The sequence below is a fragment of the Pseudomonas fluorescens genome, assembly GCF_902497855.1.
Classification (GTDB): Bacteria; Pseudomonadota; Gammaproteobacteria; order Pseudomonadales; family Pseudomonadaceae; genus Aquipseudomonas; species Aquipseudomonas fluorescens_BI.
Genome location: NZ_CABVHU010000005.1, coordinates 52,273 through 68,716, shown reverse-complemented (window position 1 = coordinate 68,716; position 16,444 = coordinate 52,273). Strand labels below are relative to the sequence as shown.

17 protein-coding genes and 1 pseudogene are annotated in these 16,444 nt (G+C 59.4%); 15 read left to right on the top strand and 3 right to left on the bottom strand.

The window, feature by feature from the left end:
- Positions 1–451: 451 nt before the first annotated feature.
- From F8N96_RS11990 to F8N96_RS35350, 7 genes and pseudogenes are all read left to right on the top strand, one after another.
- Positions 452–757, top strand: coding sequence for a DUF1778 domain-containing protein (locus tag F8N96_RS11990; protein WP_150797993.1), 306 nt, complete (start codon positions 452–454; stop codon positions 755–757).
- Positions 729–1,280: a GNAT family N-acetyltransferase gene (locus F8N96_RS11985; RefSeq protein ID WP_150797992.1), complete on the top strand. Its 552-nt coding sequence runs from the start codon at positions 729–731 to the stop codon at positions 1,278–1,280. The genes F8N96_RS11990 and F8N96_RS11985 overlap by 29 nt, the downstream gene beginning before the upstream one ends.
- A gap of 90 nt (positions 1,281–1,370) precedes the next feature.
- Positions 1,371–1,754, top strand: a complete 384-nt coding sequence (locus F8N96_RS11980; RefSeq protein ID WP_224794089.1) for a hypothetical protein — start codon at positions 1,371–1,373, stop codon at positions 1,752–1,754.
- 124 nt (positions 1,755–1,878) lie between these two features.
- Complete coding sequence (locus F8N96_RS11975; RefSeq protein ID WP_150797991.1) at positions 1,879–2,805, top strand: LysR substrate-binding domain-containing protein; 927 nt, start codon at positions 1,879–1,881, stop codon at positions 2,803–2,805.
- Between the two features lie 57 nt (positions 2,806–2,862).
- Entirely contained in the window at positions 2,863–3,228 is a 366-nt protein-coding gene (locus F8N96_RS11970; RefSeq protein WP_150797990.1) for a 5-carboxymethyl-2-hydroxymuconate Delta-isomerase, read from the top strand.
- Between the two features lie 64 nt (positions 3,229–3,292).
- Positions 3,293–4,063: a class I SAM-dependent methyltransferase gene (locus tag F8N96_RS11965; protein ID WP_150797989.1), complete on the top strand. Its 771-nt coding sequence runs from the start codon at positions 3,293–3,295 to the stop codon at positions 4,061–4,063.
- Positions 4,064–4,084: 21 nt separating this feature from the next.
- Positions 4,085–4,183 (top strand): annotated as a pseudogene (locus tag F8N96_RS35350) (5-carboxymethyl-2-hydroxymuconate isomerase); the annotation flags it as partial.
- Positions 4,184–4,186: 3 nt separating this feature from the next.
- Here the strand turns inward: F8N96_RS35350 and F8N96_RS11955 are convergent.
- The gene (locus F8N96_RS11955; RefSeq protein WP_150797988.1) at positions 4,187–5,122 is read right to left on the bottom strand and encodes a LysR family transcriptional regulator; all 936 of its coding nucleotides are present in this window, start codon (positions 5,120–5,122) and stop codon (positions 4,187–4,189) included.
- Between the two features lie 223 nt (positions 5,123–5,345).
- Complete coding sequence (locus F8N96_RS11950; RefSeq protein ID WP_150797987.1) at positions 5,346–6,530, bottom strand: cyanate transporter; 1,185 nt, start codon at positions 6,528–6,530, stop codon at positions 5,346–5,348.
- 524 nt (positions 6,531–7,054) lie between these two features.
- Between F8N96_RS11950 and F8N96_RS11945 the strand changes: the two genes are divergently transcribed.
- The 6 genes from F8N96_RS11945 (at position 7,055) to F8N96_RS11920 (ending at position 13,611) form a co-directional block, all read left to right on the top strand.
- Entirely contained in the window at positions 7,055–8,437 is a 1,383-nt protein-coding gene (locus F8N96_RS11945) for a glutamine synthetase family protein (RefSeq protein WP_150797986.1), read from the top strand.
- 179 nt (positions 8,438–8,616) lie between these two features.
- Entirely contained in the window at positions 8,617–10,266 is a 1,650-nt protein-coding gene (locus F8N96_RS11940; RefSeq protein ID WP_150797985.1) for a phosphoethanolamine transferase, read from the top strand.
- Positions 10,267–10,339: 73 nt separating this feature from the next.
- Positions 10,340–11,002, top strand: coding sequence for a class I SAM-dependent methyltransferase (locus tag F8N96_RS11935; RefSeq protein WP_150797984.1), 663 nt, complete (start codon positions 10,340–10,342; stop codon positions 11,000–11,002).
- A 123-nt stretch (positions 11,003–11,125) separates the two neighbouring features.
- A complete protein-coding gene (rnd, locus tag F8N96_RS11930; RefSeq protein ID WP_150797983.1) occupies positions 11,126–12,259 on the top strand; it encodes a ribonuclease D in 1,134 nt (377 codons plus the stop codon).
- Positions 12,256–12,549, top strand: a complete 294-nt coding sequence (locus F8N96_RS11925) for a YcgL domain-containing protein (RefSeq protein WP_150797982.1) — start codon at positions 12,256–12,258, stop codon at positions 12,547–12,549. The genes rnd and F8N96_RS11925 overlap by 4 nt, the downstream gene beginning before the upstream one ends.
- Positions 12,550–12,678: 129 nt before the next feature.
- The gene (locus tag F8N96_RS11920; protein ID WP_150797981.1) at positions 12,679–13,611 is read left to right on the top strand and encodes a D-2-hydroxyacid dehydrogenase; all 933 of its coding nucleotides are present in this window, start codon (positions 12,679–12,681) and stop codon (positions 13,609–13,611) included.
- Positions 13,612–13,864: 253 nt separating this feature from the next.
- On the opposite strand, the gene F8N96_RS11915 is transcribed toward F8N96_RS11920, so the two are convergent.
- A complete protein-coding gene (locus F8N96_RS11915; RefSeq protein ID WP_150797980.1) occupies positions 13,865–14,458 on the bottom strand; it encodes a nitroreductase family protein in 594 nt (197 codons plus the stop codon).
- A 278-nt stretch (positions 14,459–14,736) separates the two neighbouring features.
- On the opposite strand from F8N96_RS11915, the gene F8N96_RS11910 reads away from it, so the two are divergent.
- On the top strand, positions 14,737–15,186 hold the full coding sequence (locus F8N96_RS11910; RefSeq protein WP_150766671.1) for a YcgN family cysteine cluster protein: 450 nt from the start codon (positions 14,737–14,739) through the stop codon (positions 15,184–15,186).
- A 19-nt stretch (positions 15,187–15,205) separates the two neighbouring features.
- The gene (locus F8N96_RS11905) at positions 15,206–16,435 is read left to right on the top strand and encodes a hypothetical protein (protein ID WP_150797979.1); all 1,230 of its coding nucleotides are present in this window, start codon (positions 15,206–15,208) and stop codon (positions 16,433–16,435) included.
- Positions 16,436–16,444: the final 9 nt, after the last annotated feature.

Here is a 16,444-nt window from a genome sequence, read left to right as displayed (position 1 = left end):
GTAATAAATACGGACACAAAACGCAGTCGCCGCGATTACGTACGCGCATTACCGCGCGCGACGCGGCAGCAGAATGGACCGCGCCGAATCGCCGCGAACAGCGAGCCGTTGGTGTTTGTCATTCGATGGCCGCTATTCCTGCCCTGGCACTGAGCTGCGAGTATCGGCAACCTCCTCAAATTGTCCCCACACCTGCAGCAACAAGTGGATGAAGTCCGGGGCAAGCACCCGATTGCCATGCCCGCTCAGGTGATCGGAAGGCAGTTTCGTACGGTTATTGTACGGGTGGGAATTGACTCTTGTTTACTCGTACGTCTAATATCCGTACATCGCAATGAAGACCTCTGGTCCCGAATGAAGCTGAGCCCATGACTAACCCACGCTCCTGGGCTGGGATGCAACAAAATGAAACCAGTAAGGGAAATATTCTCTCTGAAAACGGGGACACCCCATGCTAGAAATCAACGAAATACTCAAAGCACCAAAAAACGCTCGGCTTGAGCTCAAAACCACGGATGTCGCGAAGGAATTCATCCGCAAGGCCGCAGCAATCTCTGGGCTTGATATGACTTCTTTCATTATTTCCTCTGCCTTTGAGAAGGCGGAGGAGGTGATGGAAAAACATCGGCGTATCGAACTGTCGGAACAAGCCTATGCCCGAGCTCTGGAGATCCTTAACGAGGATACGGCTCCAACGCCTGGGCTACTGAACCTGATGAGAGGCAAGCATGGGGACAAAAGCGATTCCGGCTTATGAAATCGACAACCATTTGCAGGCCCGTCTTGAGACTTATCTTTACCTGAAAGATTTCGATTGTGGGCTTGCCATGATGGACGAGTACTACAAAAGCAGTTTGAAGCGTGCCTTAAAGAGCGAAAACATCCGGGGGATTGGTGCCATCAACCCGGCAAGCGAAGTCGTGGGCTTTGGTACGCTCACGCTGGGGCACATTGACAGGACGCTAGCGAAACCAGCCATCCAAAAATCGAACCTGCCGTCTCAGCTGCCCGTGGTGCGGATGGTGATGTTTGGTGTGGATCGTCGATATCAAGGGCTTGGAATTGGTCAGGAAATCCTGAGACATACATTCATCCAGGCGGCCAAGGTTCACAACGAAGTGCCTATCAGGGGCTTGTACCTGGACGCGGCGCCGAATGCAGTTTCGTATTATGAGTCCTTGGGTTTTCAATCCCTGAGCGGGCCGGATGTCAGGGGAGGAGTGCCTATGCTCGTCAGCGTCGAGCCGATCCTGCGGGCGATTGCCGATACGGCCGAGTAGCTAGATACCTGGAAAAGCCTTGTGGCTGGACAAGCGGTGGGACTTTGTCGCTTTTCGATCCAGCAAGGCGCATCCCACTGATTAGCTATCATGCAATACAGAGCAAATCACCTGATGGCGGGGATGTGCATGAACAGATGGCAACGGCTGTGGTTGGTCGCAAAGCTGCTGGTAGCCGTGGCGGTCTGCCTGTACGTCGCTGTCCAGGCTTCTCGCTACATGCTGGAAAGCCCTGACGCCGACCAAATTCACCCCTTGAGCATTCTGGTTGTCGGGCTGATCTTCGGCTTCGTTACCTTCGTACTGCTCTCAGTGATCGGATGGATTGTACGACTTTTCCTGCCTTTCCCTGATCCGGTCACCCCCAGAGCAGAAGTTAAGCCTCAAACAACACCTGAGGAAGATGCGTCGCCGATGCCCGGATCTCCTCCGACCCTGCCTGCCGACGATCCAGCTCAGCGGAAAAATCAGTGAACTGACATCAGCCATTTTTTGGAATTTCAAGCGCAAACCGCATCAGCCTATTCACATCGCCGCATAGACGCCGATTGCGACACCTACCTAAACTGTCGGCAGACACAGGGATCGGGATCAGTGGATGAATCGCAATGAACTACGCAAGGCCGATATCAACCTGATGGTGGTGTTCGAGACCTTGATGCTCGAGCGCAATGTCACGCGGGTAGCGGAGAAGCTGTTCCTCGGTCAGCCGACCATCAGCTCGGCGCTCAACCGCTTGCGTACGATGTTCAACGATCCATTGTTCATTCGCGTCGGCCATCGCATGGAGCCGACGGCGCGGGCCGAGGAGATCATTCGGCACCTGTCGCCAGCGTTGGATTCGTTGTCGGTGGCCTTGAGCCTGACCCATGATTTCGACCCCGCCAGCAGCACCATGACTTTCCGTATCGGGCTGTCGGACGATGTCGAGTTTGGCCTGCTGCCGCCGTTGCTGCGGGCCTTGCGCCAGGAGGCACCGAAAGTGGTGTTCGTGGTGCAGCATGTCGATTACTGGCGGATTCCGGATTTGCTGGCGTCCGGCGATATCACCGTAGGTATCAGCCAGACCCGCGGGCTGCCGGCCAATGCCAAGCGCAAGTTGCTGCGGCATATCCAGGCCAATGTGTTGCGCGCCGATGCTTGCGACAGGCCGCTGACCCTCGATGAATATTGCCAGCGTCCCCACGTGCTGGTGTCCCATACCGCCAATGTCAGTGGCTACGCCGATGAGTGGCTGGCGGAGATTGGCCGGACGCGCCATGTGGTGCTCTCGGTGCCGCAATACAGTTCGTTGCCGGCCTTGCTCGCCGGGACTGACCTGATTGCCAGCCTGCCGGATTACACCGCCGAGGCGATGGCTGCGTCCGGGGTGCTGTTCAGGGAACCGTTTCCGTTCCAGACGCCGACTTTGGACCTGTCGATGGTCTGGCTCAGCCATGTCGATACCGACCCGGCCGAGCGCTGGTTGCGGTCGCGGCTGGAGGCGTTCATGAGTGAGCGCGCGTTGTTGCCGCTGCCCGAGTGAGCAGGGCGCCGCCGTGTTATATCTACGACCCTTTCGCCCACTTTCAGGAGCAACGTAATGCCTCATCTGCACATGGAATACACCGCCAACCTGCCTGAGCTGAATGCCGACGTGGCGTTGATCCGGCTCAACAATGCACTGGTGGCTTCCGGTCAGTTCGCTGCCGAATTCGACATCAAGAGCCGAGCGGTGAAGGTCGAGACGTTCAAGGTCGGTACTGCAATGGCTGAACGGGCGTTCGTGCATGTGAAGCTGGCGTTGTTGAGCGGTCGCTCAGGGCAGATCAAGAAGCAGTTGTCGGACAGCCTGCTGGCGGTGGTACAGGACTTGTGTCAGTGGCCGACAGGCGTTGAAGTCCAGCTGGCCGTGGAAATTCTCGATATCGATCGCGAGTCTTATGTGAAGACGGCCATTAACCACTGACCTGTTTCGCATCGCTGGTCAGGGTGATCAGCTCCTCTTCAATCAACTACGCGGGTCGCTACTCATGGCAGGTATTCAGAAAGTTGCCCAACTCGGCTACTCATCACAAGCCAGCACCTATGCCAAGGGTCGCCCAAGCTATCCCATCGAACTACAAGCTTGGCTTAGAGATGCACTGGACATCCGTCCGGGAGCAACGGTTATTGATTTGGGGGCCGGCACTGGCAAATTCACTCGACTGTTGAGCTCCATGGAGAGCGATGTTGTCGCAGTCGAGCCCGTCGATGCTATGCGAGCCGAGTTTGCAAAGTATCTGCCGAACATAAAAGTCCTGAAGGGTACGGCTGAATCTATCCCGGTAGAGTCAGGAACGGCGCAAGCATTGATATGCGCCCAAGCCTTCCACTGGTTTGCGAATGAAACAGCCCTTGCCGAGATCTATCGTGTGCTCAAACCGAACGGCCGACTGGGGCTGATTTGGAACGTACGCGATGAGTCGGTGGACTGGGTGGCGGCCATCACTGACATCATTACTCCGTACGAAGGCGATACCCCACGCTTTCATACCGGAGCCTGGCGATTGCCATTCAAGGGGCATTACTTTTCTGACCCTGAACTGACCTGCTTTCGCTACACACATGCTGGCAGTGCCAAGGAAGTCATCATTGACCGGATTCTGTCGGTGAGTTTCATCGCCGCTTTACCTCCTTCCGAAAAGGTGAAAGTTACCGAGCAGTTGCAGAGTCTGATCCGAACGCACCCGTCGTTGCGCGGGCGTGAAATTATTGAGTTTCCCTATCAAACCCAAGCCTATCTGTGCCGCCGTTTGGATTGACGCAAAGCGTTTCGCCAACCGGACCTGTGTCAGTGGCCGACAGGCGTTGAAGTCCAGCTGGCCGTGGAAATTCTCGATATCGATCGCGAGTCCTACACCAAGATCGCCATCGGTCACTGAGTCTCAGGGCTTTTCCTGCTCGATGCAGGCCTGGGCCACTTGCTCGCGCAACCAGGTATTGGCGCTGTCCTGATCGACACTTTGACTCCAGTGCATGTCGAGGGTGAAGCCCGGCAGGCCGTTGGGCGCTTCGCAATGTTTGAAGATCGCCTCGCTGGCCAGCAATGGCTGGAGGCGTCGGGGCAAGGTCACGATGAAGTCGGTGCCGGTGATCAGTTTCAGCGCCGCGCTGTAGCTGTTGGCGCGGGCGACGATCTGCCGTTTTTGCGCCTGCTGCGCCAGCCAGCCATCGACCATGTTGGTGTTGGACGTCCAGGGTGTCGGGAACACATGACGGCGCGCGACGAAGGCTTGCAGGCTTAGACGCGGCTCCAGCGGTGTGGCGCGCTTATCGAAGACACAGACCAGGTCATCCTCCAGCAATACCCGGGATGTGAGATCGCTGTGGCTGCGATGGAAGTTGGGGCCGAAGCAAATCGCCAGGTCCAGGCTGCCATCGCGCAGTGCCTCGGCCGGGATGTCGGTTTCGAACTTGTGCATGTTGATCATCACCGGCAGGCCGGCGACATCGAAGCGTTTCAGCAGGCGCGGCAGGATCAGTTGTTCGAAGTACTCCGGGGCGCAGATGTTGAATGTGAGCGGCTGCAGGGTTGGGTCGAACGCCTGGGTGCCGGCGTGACACAGGTTGATGCTTTCGAGGATCTTCAGCACGTGGCTGTACATGGTGCTGGCTTTGCAGGTGGGGCACATACCCGCGCGGGTATTGATGAACAGCTCGTCTTCGAAACTGGTGCGCAGCTTTTTCAGGCAGTAGCTCACGGTGGACTGGCTGACGCAGAGTGTCTCGGCTACACCGGTAACGCTGCTTTGCTCGTACACGGCGACAAACACCATGAGATCTTGCATGTCGAGCTTTCTAAGCAAATTGCTGTTCAGCATCCATTCCGTCTCATTGCGTTCTTTGCGCTGAACGTGCGCAAACGTGTGCGCAAGATCCTAGCGGAACGATGGTGCCAGGAAAATGCCTTGTGGGAAGTTTCGCTGATAATTGTGAGGCGGTTGCCATAAGCCTTGAGCTTATGAAAGGCGGCAAGCATTGCGCGGCGCCTGGGCATCGACAGTGGTCGCGTGCCAATGCATGACCCCGATCGCCCGTTCCAGATTAGCTGATGTGTCTGGTGTAATGCCGTGGATCGAAGCGCAGGACCATCAGGATCATCAGCGCCATGACGCCGGTCAGTGCCCACCAGGCCCATTCGAAGCTGCCGAGTTGATCGCGGATGATCCCGGCCATCAGCGGCGAGACACCGGCGATCAGGTAGCCGATGCCTTGCACGAAGGCGGTCAGTCCACCGGCTCGCCGAGGGTTGTCCAGGTGATCCAGCGACACGATCAGGCTCATCGGAAACAACCCGCCGATGCCCAGCCCCAACAGGCATGGCCACAACAGGCTCAGGTGTTGCGGGCCGAGAATCAGCCCGCAGAACCCGGCCATGATCAGTGCCAGCAATCCCACCAGCACTCGGCGTCGGTCGCGGCTGCGGTTGGCGATGACCGGCGTCAGCAGGCCGGACAATACTTCCATGGCGGTCAGGAAGCCCAGGAGCAAGCCGGCGTTCTGTTCGCTCCAGCCCTTTTCCACGTAGTACGGCGCCAGCCAGGCCAGCACACAGGTGTAGGACGCTGTACCGAGACCAAAAAAGATCGCCAGCAACCAGGCGCGGGAATTGCCGAAGAAGGATTCGTTGGGTGATGACGCCGAAACCGGCGTTGGCAGCCTCGAGCGCCGGCCGCACCAGAACAGCAACGCCACCAGCGCCAGCGTCGCCCAGATCGCCAGGCCGACGCGCCAGCTGCCGGTCCGGGCCAACACAAGGGGTGCAAAAGACGCGGCGATGGCGGCGCCGCCCATGATCGAGGTGACGTAAAGGCCCATGCATACGGATACGTTATCGCTGAAGCGGGATTTGATCAGCGCCGGCATCACGGCCTGGATCAGCGCGATACCGATACCGGCCAGTACCGCGCTGAGGATCAGTTCGGCCGCCGTATCAAGGAACAGGCGCGACACGGTGGCCACGCCGATAATCAGCAGCGAGAGCACCACGGTGCGCTGTTCCCCCAGTCGTTGGCTGACCCTGAGACCGAAGAACATCGCCAGCCCCATCGCCATCACCGGGAGCATGGTCAACAGCGAGGCCAGGCTGAAACTCAGCGCAATGTCGCCGCGAATGGTGGATAACAAAGGACCCACGGCGGCCATGGAGGGGCGCAGGTTCAGGGCGACGAGCATGATGCCGGCCATCAGCCAGAGGGCAGGGCGGGAGGTTGCGCGGACGTTTTCCATCAATCGGACCTTGGATGACGAGGAGCCGATTAAGCGCGGGGGGGCTGGAGGCCGCAAATCAGAAAGTCCGGAACGGTATTTAAAAACTAAATATCTCTGTCGGAACACAGCACCCTGTAGGAGCGAGCTTGCTCCGGGCGGCGTTCCGACGATGGACTCAAGAGCGCCGCGTTTAACCAGTAAGCACGCGTCATCGTTGGCGACTATCGCGAGCAAGCTCGCTCCTACAATGATCTGTGAATGTTTAGCCAACCCACACCCAAAGTTCTTCAAATCCCGATTTAACGACTTGACCACCCGTGTGACGCTGCGGCTCATCTGTTTACTGCGGTCTTATCTATGGACGGTTGTCCGGTCGCACTCCCTTGCAAACTCGCCTTCTGGGCGCTGTGGCATTGTCGTCACGCGCGCCCGCCGGATTCTTACATTTCCTGCTGATAGTCCTTACAGATCTCGTGCCCTGCGCGAGATTAAAGTGTGGGTGCTTTTGCGCGCCCCTCCTGACACGGAAAAAGAGAATTCCCATGCGTTGTGCCACGACCTCCTTCGCCTCCACGCAAGAAGCCCTGACCTTCCTCGAACAGAACCCCGATATCGAGATGTTCGAGTTGTTTATCCTCGACAACAACGGCGTACCCCGGGGCAAGTTGCTGCACCGCGATGAGTTGCTGGCGGTGTATGAAAGCGGGCGGCCGCTGCCAAGCACCATTCTCGGCCTGACCATCAACGGCGATGACGTGGAAAACAGCGGGCTGGTCTGGGACGTGGGTGATATCGATTGCCGGGCCTACCCGATCAGCGGCAGTCTGACGCGCATGCCATGGCGATTGATACCTATGGCGGCGGTGCAGGTCAGCATGCACCCGAAGGAGGGCATGCCCGCGACCATTGCCGATCCACGGCATCTGCTGGCGAAAGTCATCGAAGGCTTGCAGGCCGACGGCTATTACCCGGTCATGGCCGCGGAGCTGGAGTTCTACCTGCTGGATCAGCAGCGCGACAGCAACGGTCGGCCGCAGCCGGCGCGGGATGTCGATGGCGGGCGTCCGCGTGGGACTCAGGTCTACGGCTTGCGTGAGCTGGAGCAGATCGAACCGTTCCTGGCCGACCTCTACAGCGCCTGCAAACTCCAGGGCATTCCGGCGCGTACGGCGATCTCCGAATACGCGCCGGGGCAGGTGGAAATCACCCTCGAACACCGCACCGACGCCTTGCAGGCGATGGACGAAGCGGTGCGTTACAAGAGGCTGGTCAAGGGCGTGGCACACAAGCACGGGATGGTGGCGTGCTTCATGGCCAAACCCTTCGATGACCTGGCAGGCACCGGGATGCACATGCACGTCAGCCTGGCAGACAAGGACGGCAACAACCTGTTCGCCAGCGAAGCCCCGGATGGCACGCCGCTGCTGAAACAGGCCGTGGCGGGGATGCTCGGCACCTTGCTCGATTCGTTGTTGCTGTTCTGTCCCAACGCCAACTCTTACCGCCGTTTCCAGACCAATAGCTACGCGCCGCTGGCGGTTACCTGGGGCGTGGACAATCGCACCGTGAGTTTGCGTGTGCCCGGCGGGCCGGCGTTCTCGCGCCATATCGAGCATCGGATCTGTGGCGCCGACGCCAACCCGTATCTGGCGGCGGCGGCGATCCTGGCCGGTATCCATCGCGGTATACGCGAGCAACTCGACCCGGGCGCACCGGTGGAGGGCAATGGTTACGCCCAGGCCACTAAACTGCTGCCGACGGACTGGCTGACGACGTTACGGGCGCTGGAAGGTTCGAGCTGGGCGCGGGAGGCGTTCGGTGCTGAGTTTCTAGGCGTTTACCTGGCGGTGAAGCGTGCCGAGTATCGACAATTCATGGGTGAAGTCGGTGAGCAGGACTGGCGCTGGTATTTGAATCAAGCCTGAACAGAACCTGAACCATTCTCAAATAAGTTTAAAGTTATGCGCTAGTACCCGGAGCCAACTAATCGTTGGCTTCTTTTTCACAAAAAATTGATGGTTGGCCGCTTAAAGTTTGTGTTGTCGCGGTCAATGAAATTTTCACATTGACCGACGGCACTTCTTTTCAGGAACAGCCGATCATCATGTTGAAGATTAAAGCCGTGCGCCCCGAGTGGGTGACACTGATTGCCAGCGCCTTGTTATTTTCGGCGTTCAATCTTGTGCTCTGGCAACACCTGTTTGCAATCACCGCGTCTGACGGCAAAGGCTTGGTCATGCGCGTGGCTTTCGGGGTGATGATCCTCGCCGCGTTTAATCTTGTGCTGACCCTGCTGGCTTTCCGGGCCGTGATGAAACCGGTGCTGACGCTGATCTTCATGGTCAGTGCCGGGGTGGCTTACTTCATGAGTCAATATGGCGTGCTGATCGACATTGGCATGCTGCGCAACTTTGCACAGACCAATGCGACGGAAGTACGCGACTTACTCTCGATAAAACTACTTGTTTATATTCTGTTGTTGGGCGTTCTCCCATCGTGGTTGTTGTGGAAGACACCGATCAGTTATCGTCGCTGGCACCGTGAACTGTTAAGTAAAGTGCTGGTGAGTGTCGCCTCGGTGGCCGTCATGGGCGGCGTGGCGTTGATCAACTACCAGGGCTTGTCTTCATTGTTTCGCAATCACCATGAACTGCGCTTGATGGTGGTGCCGAGTAATTACATCGGTGCCACGGCCAGTTACTTGCGCGAACAAGTAGTCTCCGCGCAGCAACCTTTTGTCAAAGTAGGTGAAGACGCCGAGAGAAATCCGGCCTGGCAAACCCATGCCCGTAAATCCCTGACCGTACTGGTGGTGGGCGAAAGCGCCCGGGCCGAGAATTTCGGCATTCTCGGCTATGACCGCGATACCACGCCAACGCTGGATAAAGAGGTCGGCCTGATCGCGTTCACCGATGTGCATTCCTGCGGCACGGAAACAGCCGTATCGGTACCGTGCATGTTCTCCAACATGGGCCGCAAGGATTACAACGCCAGCAAGGCGAAAAACGAAGAGAGCTTGCTGGATGTACTCAAGCGCGCGGGCCTTGACGTGATCTGGCGTGACAACCAGTCGGGCTGCAAAGGCACCTGCGATCGGGTCACCCTCGAGGACGTCAGCAACCTGAAGGACCCGGTACTGTGCGCCAACAGTGAATGCCGTGATGAAATTCTCCTGCAGGGCCTGCAGCACTTCATCGATACCCTGGACAGGGACACGGTCCTGGTGCTGCATCAGATGGGCAGCCACGGTCCGGAATATTTCAAGCGCTACCCGAAAGAGTACGAACGCTTTACCCCGGTGTGCGACAGCAACGCGCTGAACAATTGCAGTCGCGAAAGTATCGTCAACGGCTACGACAATACCCTGGTGTACACCGATCATGTGCTGTCGACCCTGATCGATCTGTTGCGCAGCAATCAGGACAAAGTCGATACCGCGATGCTGTACCTGTCGGACCACGGCGAGTCCCTGGGCGAGTACAACCTGTTCCTCCATGGCACGCCTTACCTGCTGGCGCCGGAACAACAAAAACATGTCGCAATGCTCGCCTGGTTCTCCGACAGCTATCAAAAATCGTTCTCGGTGGACACCCACTGCCTGCAGATGAGCCGTGAGAAGCCCTTGAGCCAGGACAACCTGTTTCATTCGATGCTCGGTCTGCTGGAGGTCCGCAGCAAGGTCTACAACCAGGATCTTGATCTGTTTGCCGGTTGCCGCGGTGCCGTGATCGACGGTGTGCTGGCCAAGGACTGAGGACGTCGACCTTTTTTTCACGCGCCGGCCGCTAACCTGCTGCAGGTATCTATTCCTACAAGAGTCATTGCACATGTCCGCGCAGTCCCCATCCGCCATCGAGCTGGAGTTCGCCCGGCGCTACGACCGGGAACACGCCCGCGTCTGCCTTCAGTCGCGACCGCGGGGCCTGGGGCGGCGTTTGACGGTCTGGCGCGACGAGCAGTTGGTGCGCAACGCCCTCAAGGTGGCTGGCGAGCCGGGCCTGATCCTCGATGTGGCCTGCGGTGCCGGGCGCTTCTGGCCGGTGTTGGCCGAGCATGCGAACCGGGTGATCCTCGCGTCCGATCCATCCCAGGACATGCTCGATCACGCCCAGACCCACCATCCGCAGAACCTGCTCAAGCGGATCAAGACCTTTCAAAGTTCAGCCTTTACCATCGATTTGCCGGCGAATGCGGTCGACTGCATTTTTTGCATGCAACTGTTTCAACACATCGACAGTACCGAGCATCGGTTGACCATGCTCAAGGAATTCCACCGGGTCAGCCGCGATACCGTGATCGTGGCGGTGCGGGTTGATGCGCATTTCAAGCTGCAACGCCCCGGCGCAGAGGTTGCGCCACCCCGGCAGTTGCCTGGCAAGGCCGAGGTTGAAGCCGAATTCAGGTTGGCGGGATTACGCTTGCTCAGCCATCAGGATTTCCTGCCCGGTTGCGCCCGGATGCGGGTCTATGTGCTGCGTAAGACCAGATAACCTCCCTTTGTCAGACAATTCTTGCTAATTGGCGGGTATTTTCGCTAAAGCTCTTGTTCAGTGGATGCGTGGAAAACGCCTGCGGCGATATATACTGCGCGCCATTCTTCAAGGGAGAGCCGTGTGGCCATCGATATTCACTGGATTCGCGACAACGATAGCCTCGGTCGGTTTTGTGCCGAGTGGCAGCAGCTGCCCTACGTTGCCCTCGACACCGAATTCATGCGGGTCGACACCTTTTATCCGATCGCAGGCCTGCTGCAGATCGGCGATGGCGTACGCGCTTACCTGATTGACCCGCTGACCATCGACAACTGGCAGCCCCTGGCCGCGTTGCTGGAAAACCCGGCCGTGGTCAAAGTCCTGCATGCCTGCAGCGAAGACCTCGAAGTCCTGCTGCGCCTGACCGGCAGCCTGCCGGCGCCACTGTTCGACACCCAACTGGCCGCCGCCTACCTGAACCTGGGTTTCTCCATGGGGTATTCGCGGCTGGTGCAGGAAGTGCTCGGCATCGACCTGCCCAAGGGCGAGACCCGTTCCGACTGGCTGCAACGCCCGCTTTCCGATACCCAGATCAGCTATGCCGCTGAAGATGCCGTGCACCTGGCGGAAGTTTTCGTACAGTTGCGCCCGAAGCTTTCTGACGACAAGTATGCCTGGGTCCTGGAAGACGGTGCCGAGCTGGTGGCCAACCTGCGCCGCGAAACCGACCCGTACGAGGTCTATCGCGACGCCAAGCTGGCCTGGAAACTGTCCCGTGCCCAACTCGCCGTATTGCGTGAACTCTGCGCCTGGCGCGAGCGCGAGGCGCGTGCCCGCGATCTGCCGCGCAATCGCATTGTCCGTGAGCATTCCCTGTGGCCGCTGGCGCGGACTCAGCCGGACAACCTGGGCGCGCTGGCGAAAATCGAAGACATGCACCCGCGCACCGTGCGTCAGGACGGCGAATTCCTGCTTGAACTGATCAAGCGCTCCGGCAGTGTGCCGCCGGATCAATGGCCGCCTGCCGTGCCGGAGCCGTTGCCGGTGGAGGCCGCCGCGCTGGTCAAACAGCTGCGGGCGATCGGCCAGGCCGAAGCCGAGCGCCTGAACATCGCGCCGGAACTGATGCTGCGCAAGAAAACCCTGGAAGCGCTGCTCAAGAGCGGCTTCCCCAATGGTCCTTACCGACTGCCTGATTCGCTGCGTGGCTGGCGCCGCGAATTGATGGGCCAGGCGCTGCTCGACAGCCTGGCCACCGCCGGAGAACAGCCTTGAAACGTATTTGCTCCATCTACCGAAGCCTGAAGAAAAACGGGATGTACCTCTATGTGCTCAAAAGCGATGCACTGGAACGCGTCCCGGAAAGCCTGATGGCGGCTTTCGGCAAACCGCATCACGCTTTCGACCTGGTGCTGAGCCCCGAGCGCAAACTGTCGCGCGAAGACATCAACCTGGTCCTGGAAAACCTCGACAAGCAGGGTTATCACCTGCAAATGCCGCCGGCCGAGGACGAATACATCGAACATTTGCCGGAAGAATTGCTACGACGCAATGACCCGATGTGATCGGCAGGGCATCTGAGTTCCTGTGAAGAGCGTTCTCTTGAATCACTGGAATTGAATTTGGCGACGGCCAGGGCGATGGAGCGTTACTTCATCGACGGTCGTCTGCACTGTTTTCGAAAGGTTTGAACCATGCGCGTGCTGATTGCTGAACACGACCACCCTGTGTACGCCCAACTGCTGCGTCAGGCAGCGCCCGACCTGGAAGTGCTGACCAGCGGCGATTCCGCCGAACTGGCCAGTCAGGCCGCCGATTGTCCGATCTGGCTGGGCCAGCCGGATTTGTTGGCGACCCTGCTGCGGCAGGGCCACCAACCGCAATGGCTGCAATCGACCTGGGCCGGCATTACGCCGCTGTTGGCCGACGGCTTGCCACGGCATTATCGCCTGACCCGGGCGGTGGGGATTTTTGGCCAGGTCATGGCCGAATACGTGCTCACCTACATGCTCGGCCACGAGCGCGAAGTGCTGCCGCGACTGGTCAGCCAGGTCGAGCGCAAGTGGGACAGCCGCCAGGGGCACAGTCTGGCAGGGCGCAAGGTGTTGATCGTCGGCACCGGTGACATTGGCCAGACCGTGGCGCAGTTCCTGCTGCCGTTTGGCGTCGAACTGTATGGCATCGCCAGCGAGGCCCGCGAGCAGGCGCCGTTTGTCGAAGTCGGCGCGCTGGCCGATTTGCCGCGTCTGGTCGGTGAAGTGGATTACGTGATCAATCTGTTGCCGAACACGCCCAATACCCATGACCTGTACGACGCGGCGCTGTTCAAGCAGTTCAAGCCGACCGGCTTGTTCATCAACGTCGGACGTGGCGTGGCGGTGGTCGATGCGGATCTGGTGGAAGCCTTGAAGGAAGGGCATCTGGCAGGCGCCGTGATCGACGTCTGCCGTCAGGAGCCGCTGCCGCAACGTCATCCGTTCTGGACCGCCTGGGGCTTGCTGTTGACCGGGCACAGTTCGGCGCCGACCTCGCCATCGATGATGGTCAAGTTGTTTGTCGAGAACCTGCGGGCGTATCAGGCGGGTGAGGCGTTGCGCGGGGAAGTGGATTTCAATCGCGGGTATTGAGCCCACCATGAACCTGTAGGAGCCGGCTTGCCGGCGAAGGCGTTTTCATGGCCGCTGCAAGACTTGAGGCTGTCTTCGCCGGCAAGCTGAACCTGTAGGAGCCAGGCTTGCCGGCGAAGGCGTTTTCATGGCCGCGGCAAGGCTTGAGGCTGTCTTCGCCGGCAAGCTGAACCTGTAGGAGCCAGGCTTGCCGGCGAAGGCGTTTTCATGGCCGCGGCAAGGCTTGAGGCCGCCTTCGCTGGCAAGCCAGCTCCTACAGGGTGAAATCGCCTTCGGCCGCCAATTCGCTCAACGGACGACGCGGGCTCGGCGCTTCACGCGCTTGCAGATACTCCGCCAGGCTCGCCTTGTCGCCCAGTTTGCCGATCGCCACTGCCGCATGCAGGGCGTAGCCTTCAGGAATATTCAGCACCTTGCGGGTCAGATCCTGATCGAAGCCGGCCATGCCGTGGGTGTGCCAGCCGCTGATGCTCGCTTGCAGCGCCAGATGGCCCCAGGCCGAACCGGTGTCGAAGGTGTGCCACAAGGCCGGGGTTTCTTCGGTGGCACCCGGCGCCACGAAGGTGGTTTTCGAGACCACGATCACCAGCGCCGAGGCGTGTTGTGCCCAGCTGCGGTTGAATTCGTTCAGCAGGCCCAGGTAACGCTCCCAGTTAGGCGTGTCACGACGCGCGTAGAGAAACCGCCAGGGTTGCGAGTTGTAGGCCGATGGCGCCCAGCGCGCGGCTTCGAAGAAGCTCAGCAGGGTCTCGACCGCAATGGTTTCACCGGTGAAGGCGCGGGGCGACCAGCGATCGGTGAACTGAGGGTGGATGGCATAGTCGGCAACGCGAGGATTAGCGCTCATCAAGAGATTCCTTGCTACGGTTGGAGGTGAGGGTGGTCTGAAACCTGCGGCCGCAGTTGAGCTGAGCGTTGAGGTTTTTCTTGAGCCTGGGCAGTTCGCCTGAATGCAACGCGGTCGAGCGTTAATGGCACGCGGGTCTGGCCCCTTGCGACTGGCAAAGCTACTGGGCGGCGCAAAAACTGACAAGCCCTGTCGACCGGCAGTCGCCAATGCTTGGCCCGCAAGGGCCTTGGCACTAGACTGGCGGCCTTTTCACCACCTGATGTCGATGTTGAACCATGGCCGCTAAAGTCGAACCGTTCTGGATGCGTAAAACCCTCGATCAACTCGATCAAGAGGAATGGGAATCGCTGTGCGACGGCTGCGGCCTGTGCTGCCTGCAAAAGCTCGAAGATGAAGAGGATAACTCGGTCTATTACACGCGCATTGCCTGCAAATTGCTGGACCTGAAAACCTGCCAGTGCACCGATTACCCCAACCGTCGCGACTTCGTGCCGGACTGCATCCAGCTCACGCCAGGCAAGGCCGACACGTTCAAATGGCTGCCACCGACCTGCGGTTATCGACTGGTCAGCGAGGGCAAGGACCTGCCGCTCTGGCACCACCTGGTGTGCGGTGATCGCGACGCCGTGCACCACGAACGAATTTCACAATCCGGGCGCATGCTCGCCGAAGGCAGCGTGGCCGAAGAGGATTGGGAAGACCATCTGATTTTCCGGGCGGGTTAAGGTTTCACCAGGAGTGTGTATGGCTGTGGGATTGCGGCTGGCGTTGGTCGTTGGGCTGTTGGCTCTGGGGTCGCCGGTGTGGGCGGCGAAGAAGGTCGATCTGGATTATCACGTGCGCCTGTTGCCGCAAAGCGATCAGGCCGAAGTGCGCCTGACCCTGGCCCAGGGCTCGGCGGTGCGCAGTCTGGATTTCGACCTGGGCGATGGCAGTCGCTACAGCGATTTCAAGGCCGACGGCCAATGGCAACTGACGCCGGGCAAGCCGGCGCGCGGTGTCTGGCAGCCCGCCACCGACAAGGCCAGCCTGACCTACCGCGTGCGCATCAGCCACGGCCGCAAGAGCGGCAGCTTCGACACCCGCATGACCCCGACCTGGGCGTTGATGCGCGGCGACGATCTGGTGCCGGCCGCCCGACTCGATCAACAGGACGGCATCGAACTGGTTTCGCGCCTGGAATTCGAATTGCCCAGCGGCTGGAAAAGCGTCGAAACCGCCTGGCCGCGGATCGGCAAGAACAGGTTCCGCATCGATAACGTCTCCCGATTGTTCGACCGACCCACCGGCTGGATGCTCGCCGGCCACCTCGGCAGCCGGCGCACGCGGTTGGGAGAAACCGAAGTCACCGTCGCCTCGCCCCAAGGCCAGGGCATGCGTCGCATGGACGTGCTGACATTGCTGACCTTTGTCTGGCCGCAGGTGCAGGCGGCGTTCCCGCGTCATCCCACCAAGCTGCTGATCGTTGGTGCCAATGACCCGATGTGGCGCGGCAGCCTGGCGGCGCGTGAATCGATTTACCTCAACACACGTCTGCCGCTGGTCAGCGAAAGCGGCACCAGCGCGGTAGTGCGTGAATTGGCTCAGGTGTTCAGCCGGATCAACGACCGGCAGCGCAGTGACTGGATCAGTGAAGGCTTTGCCGAGTATTACGCGATCGAACTGGTGCGCCGGGCGGGTGGCATGAGTGATGAGCGCTATGAGCATTTGCACGGCAAGTTGGTCAGGGATAGCCAGAAGGTCACGACGTTGCGCGGTGAGCAAATGAGCCCGGCACAGGTTTCCAAGGCGGTGTTGTTGCTGCAAGAGCTGGATCGCGAGATTCGCCTGAAGACCCGCAACAAGCGTTCGCTGGATGATGTGTTGCGTGGGGCGATGCGGCTGGAAAGTGTGGACACCAAGGAATTCGTTCAACTAGCCGAGAGTGTCATTGGCGAAGCTTCCAAGGTCCTCGACACCGGGTTGCTTCAGTAATACCGCCTT

What these genes read in the sequence shown, in the direction of transcription:
- F8N96_RS11915 (WP_150797980.1), bottom strand. Translation starts at nt 14,458, where the DNA reads ATGAGCGCTAATCCTCGCGTTGCCGACTATGCCATCCACCCTCAGTTC.
- F8N96_RS11975 (WP_150797991.1), top strand. Translation starts at nt 1,879, where the DNA reads ATGAATCGCAATGAACTACGCAAGGCCGATATCAACCTGATGGTGGTG.
- F8N96_RS11910 (WP_150766671.1), top strand. Translation starts at nt 14,737, where the DNA reads ATGGCCGCTAAAGTCGAACCGTTCTGGATGCGTAAAACCCTCGATCAA.
- F8N96_RS11945 (WP_150797986.1), top strand. Translation starts at nt 7,055, where the DNA reads ATGCGTTGTGCCACGACCTCCTTCGCCTCCACGCAAGAAGCCCTGACC.
- F8N96_RS11970 (WP_150797990.1), top strand. Translation starts at nt 2,863, where the DNA reads ATGCCTCATCTGCACATGGAATACACCGCCAACCTGCCTGAGCTGAAT.
- F8N96_RS11955 (WP_150797988.1), bottom strand. Translation starts at nt 5,122, where the DNA reads ATGCTGAACAGCAATTTGCTTAGAAAGCTCGACATGCAAGATCTCATG.
- F8N96_RS11940 (WP_150797985.1), top strand. Translation starts at nt 8,617, where the DNA reads ATGTTGAAGATTAAAGCCGTGCGCCCCGAGTGGGTGACACTGATTGCC.
- F8N96_RS11990 (WP_150797993.1), top strand. Translation starts at nt 452, where the DNA reads ATGCTAGAAATCAACGAAATACTCAAAGCACCAAAAAACGCTCGGCTT.
- F8N96_RS11935 (WP_150797984.1), top strand. Translation starts at nt 10,340, where the DNA reads ATGTCCGCGCAGTCCCCATCCGCCATCGAGCTGGAGTTCGCCCGGCGC.
- F8N96_RS11905 (WP_150797979.1), top strand. Translation starts at nt 15,206, where the DNA reads ATGGCTGTGGGATTGCGGCTGGCGTTGGTCGTTGGGCTGTTGGCTCTG.
- F8N96_RS11965 (WP_150797989.1), top strand. Translation starts at nt 3,293, where the DNA reads ATGGCAGGTATTCAGAAAGTTGCCCAACTCGGCTACTCATCACAAGCC.
- F8N96_RS11985 (WP_150797992.1), top strand. Translation starts at nt 729, where the DNA reads ATGGGGACAAAAGCGATTCCGGCTTATGAAATCGACAACCATTTGCAG.
- F8N96_RS11980 (WP_224794089.1), top strand. Translation starts at nt 1,371, where the DNA reads ATGCAATACAGAGCAAATCACCTGATGGCGGGGATGTGCATGAACAGA.
- F8N96_RS11920 (WP_150797981.1), top strand. Translation starts at nt 12,679, where the DNA reads ATGCGCGTGCTGATTGCTGAACACGACCACCCTGTGTACGCCCAACTG.
- F8N96_RS11950 (WP_150797987.1), bottom strand. Translation starts at nt 6,530, where the DNA reads ATGGAAAACGTCCGCGCAACCTCCCGCCCTGCCCTCTGGCTGATGGCC.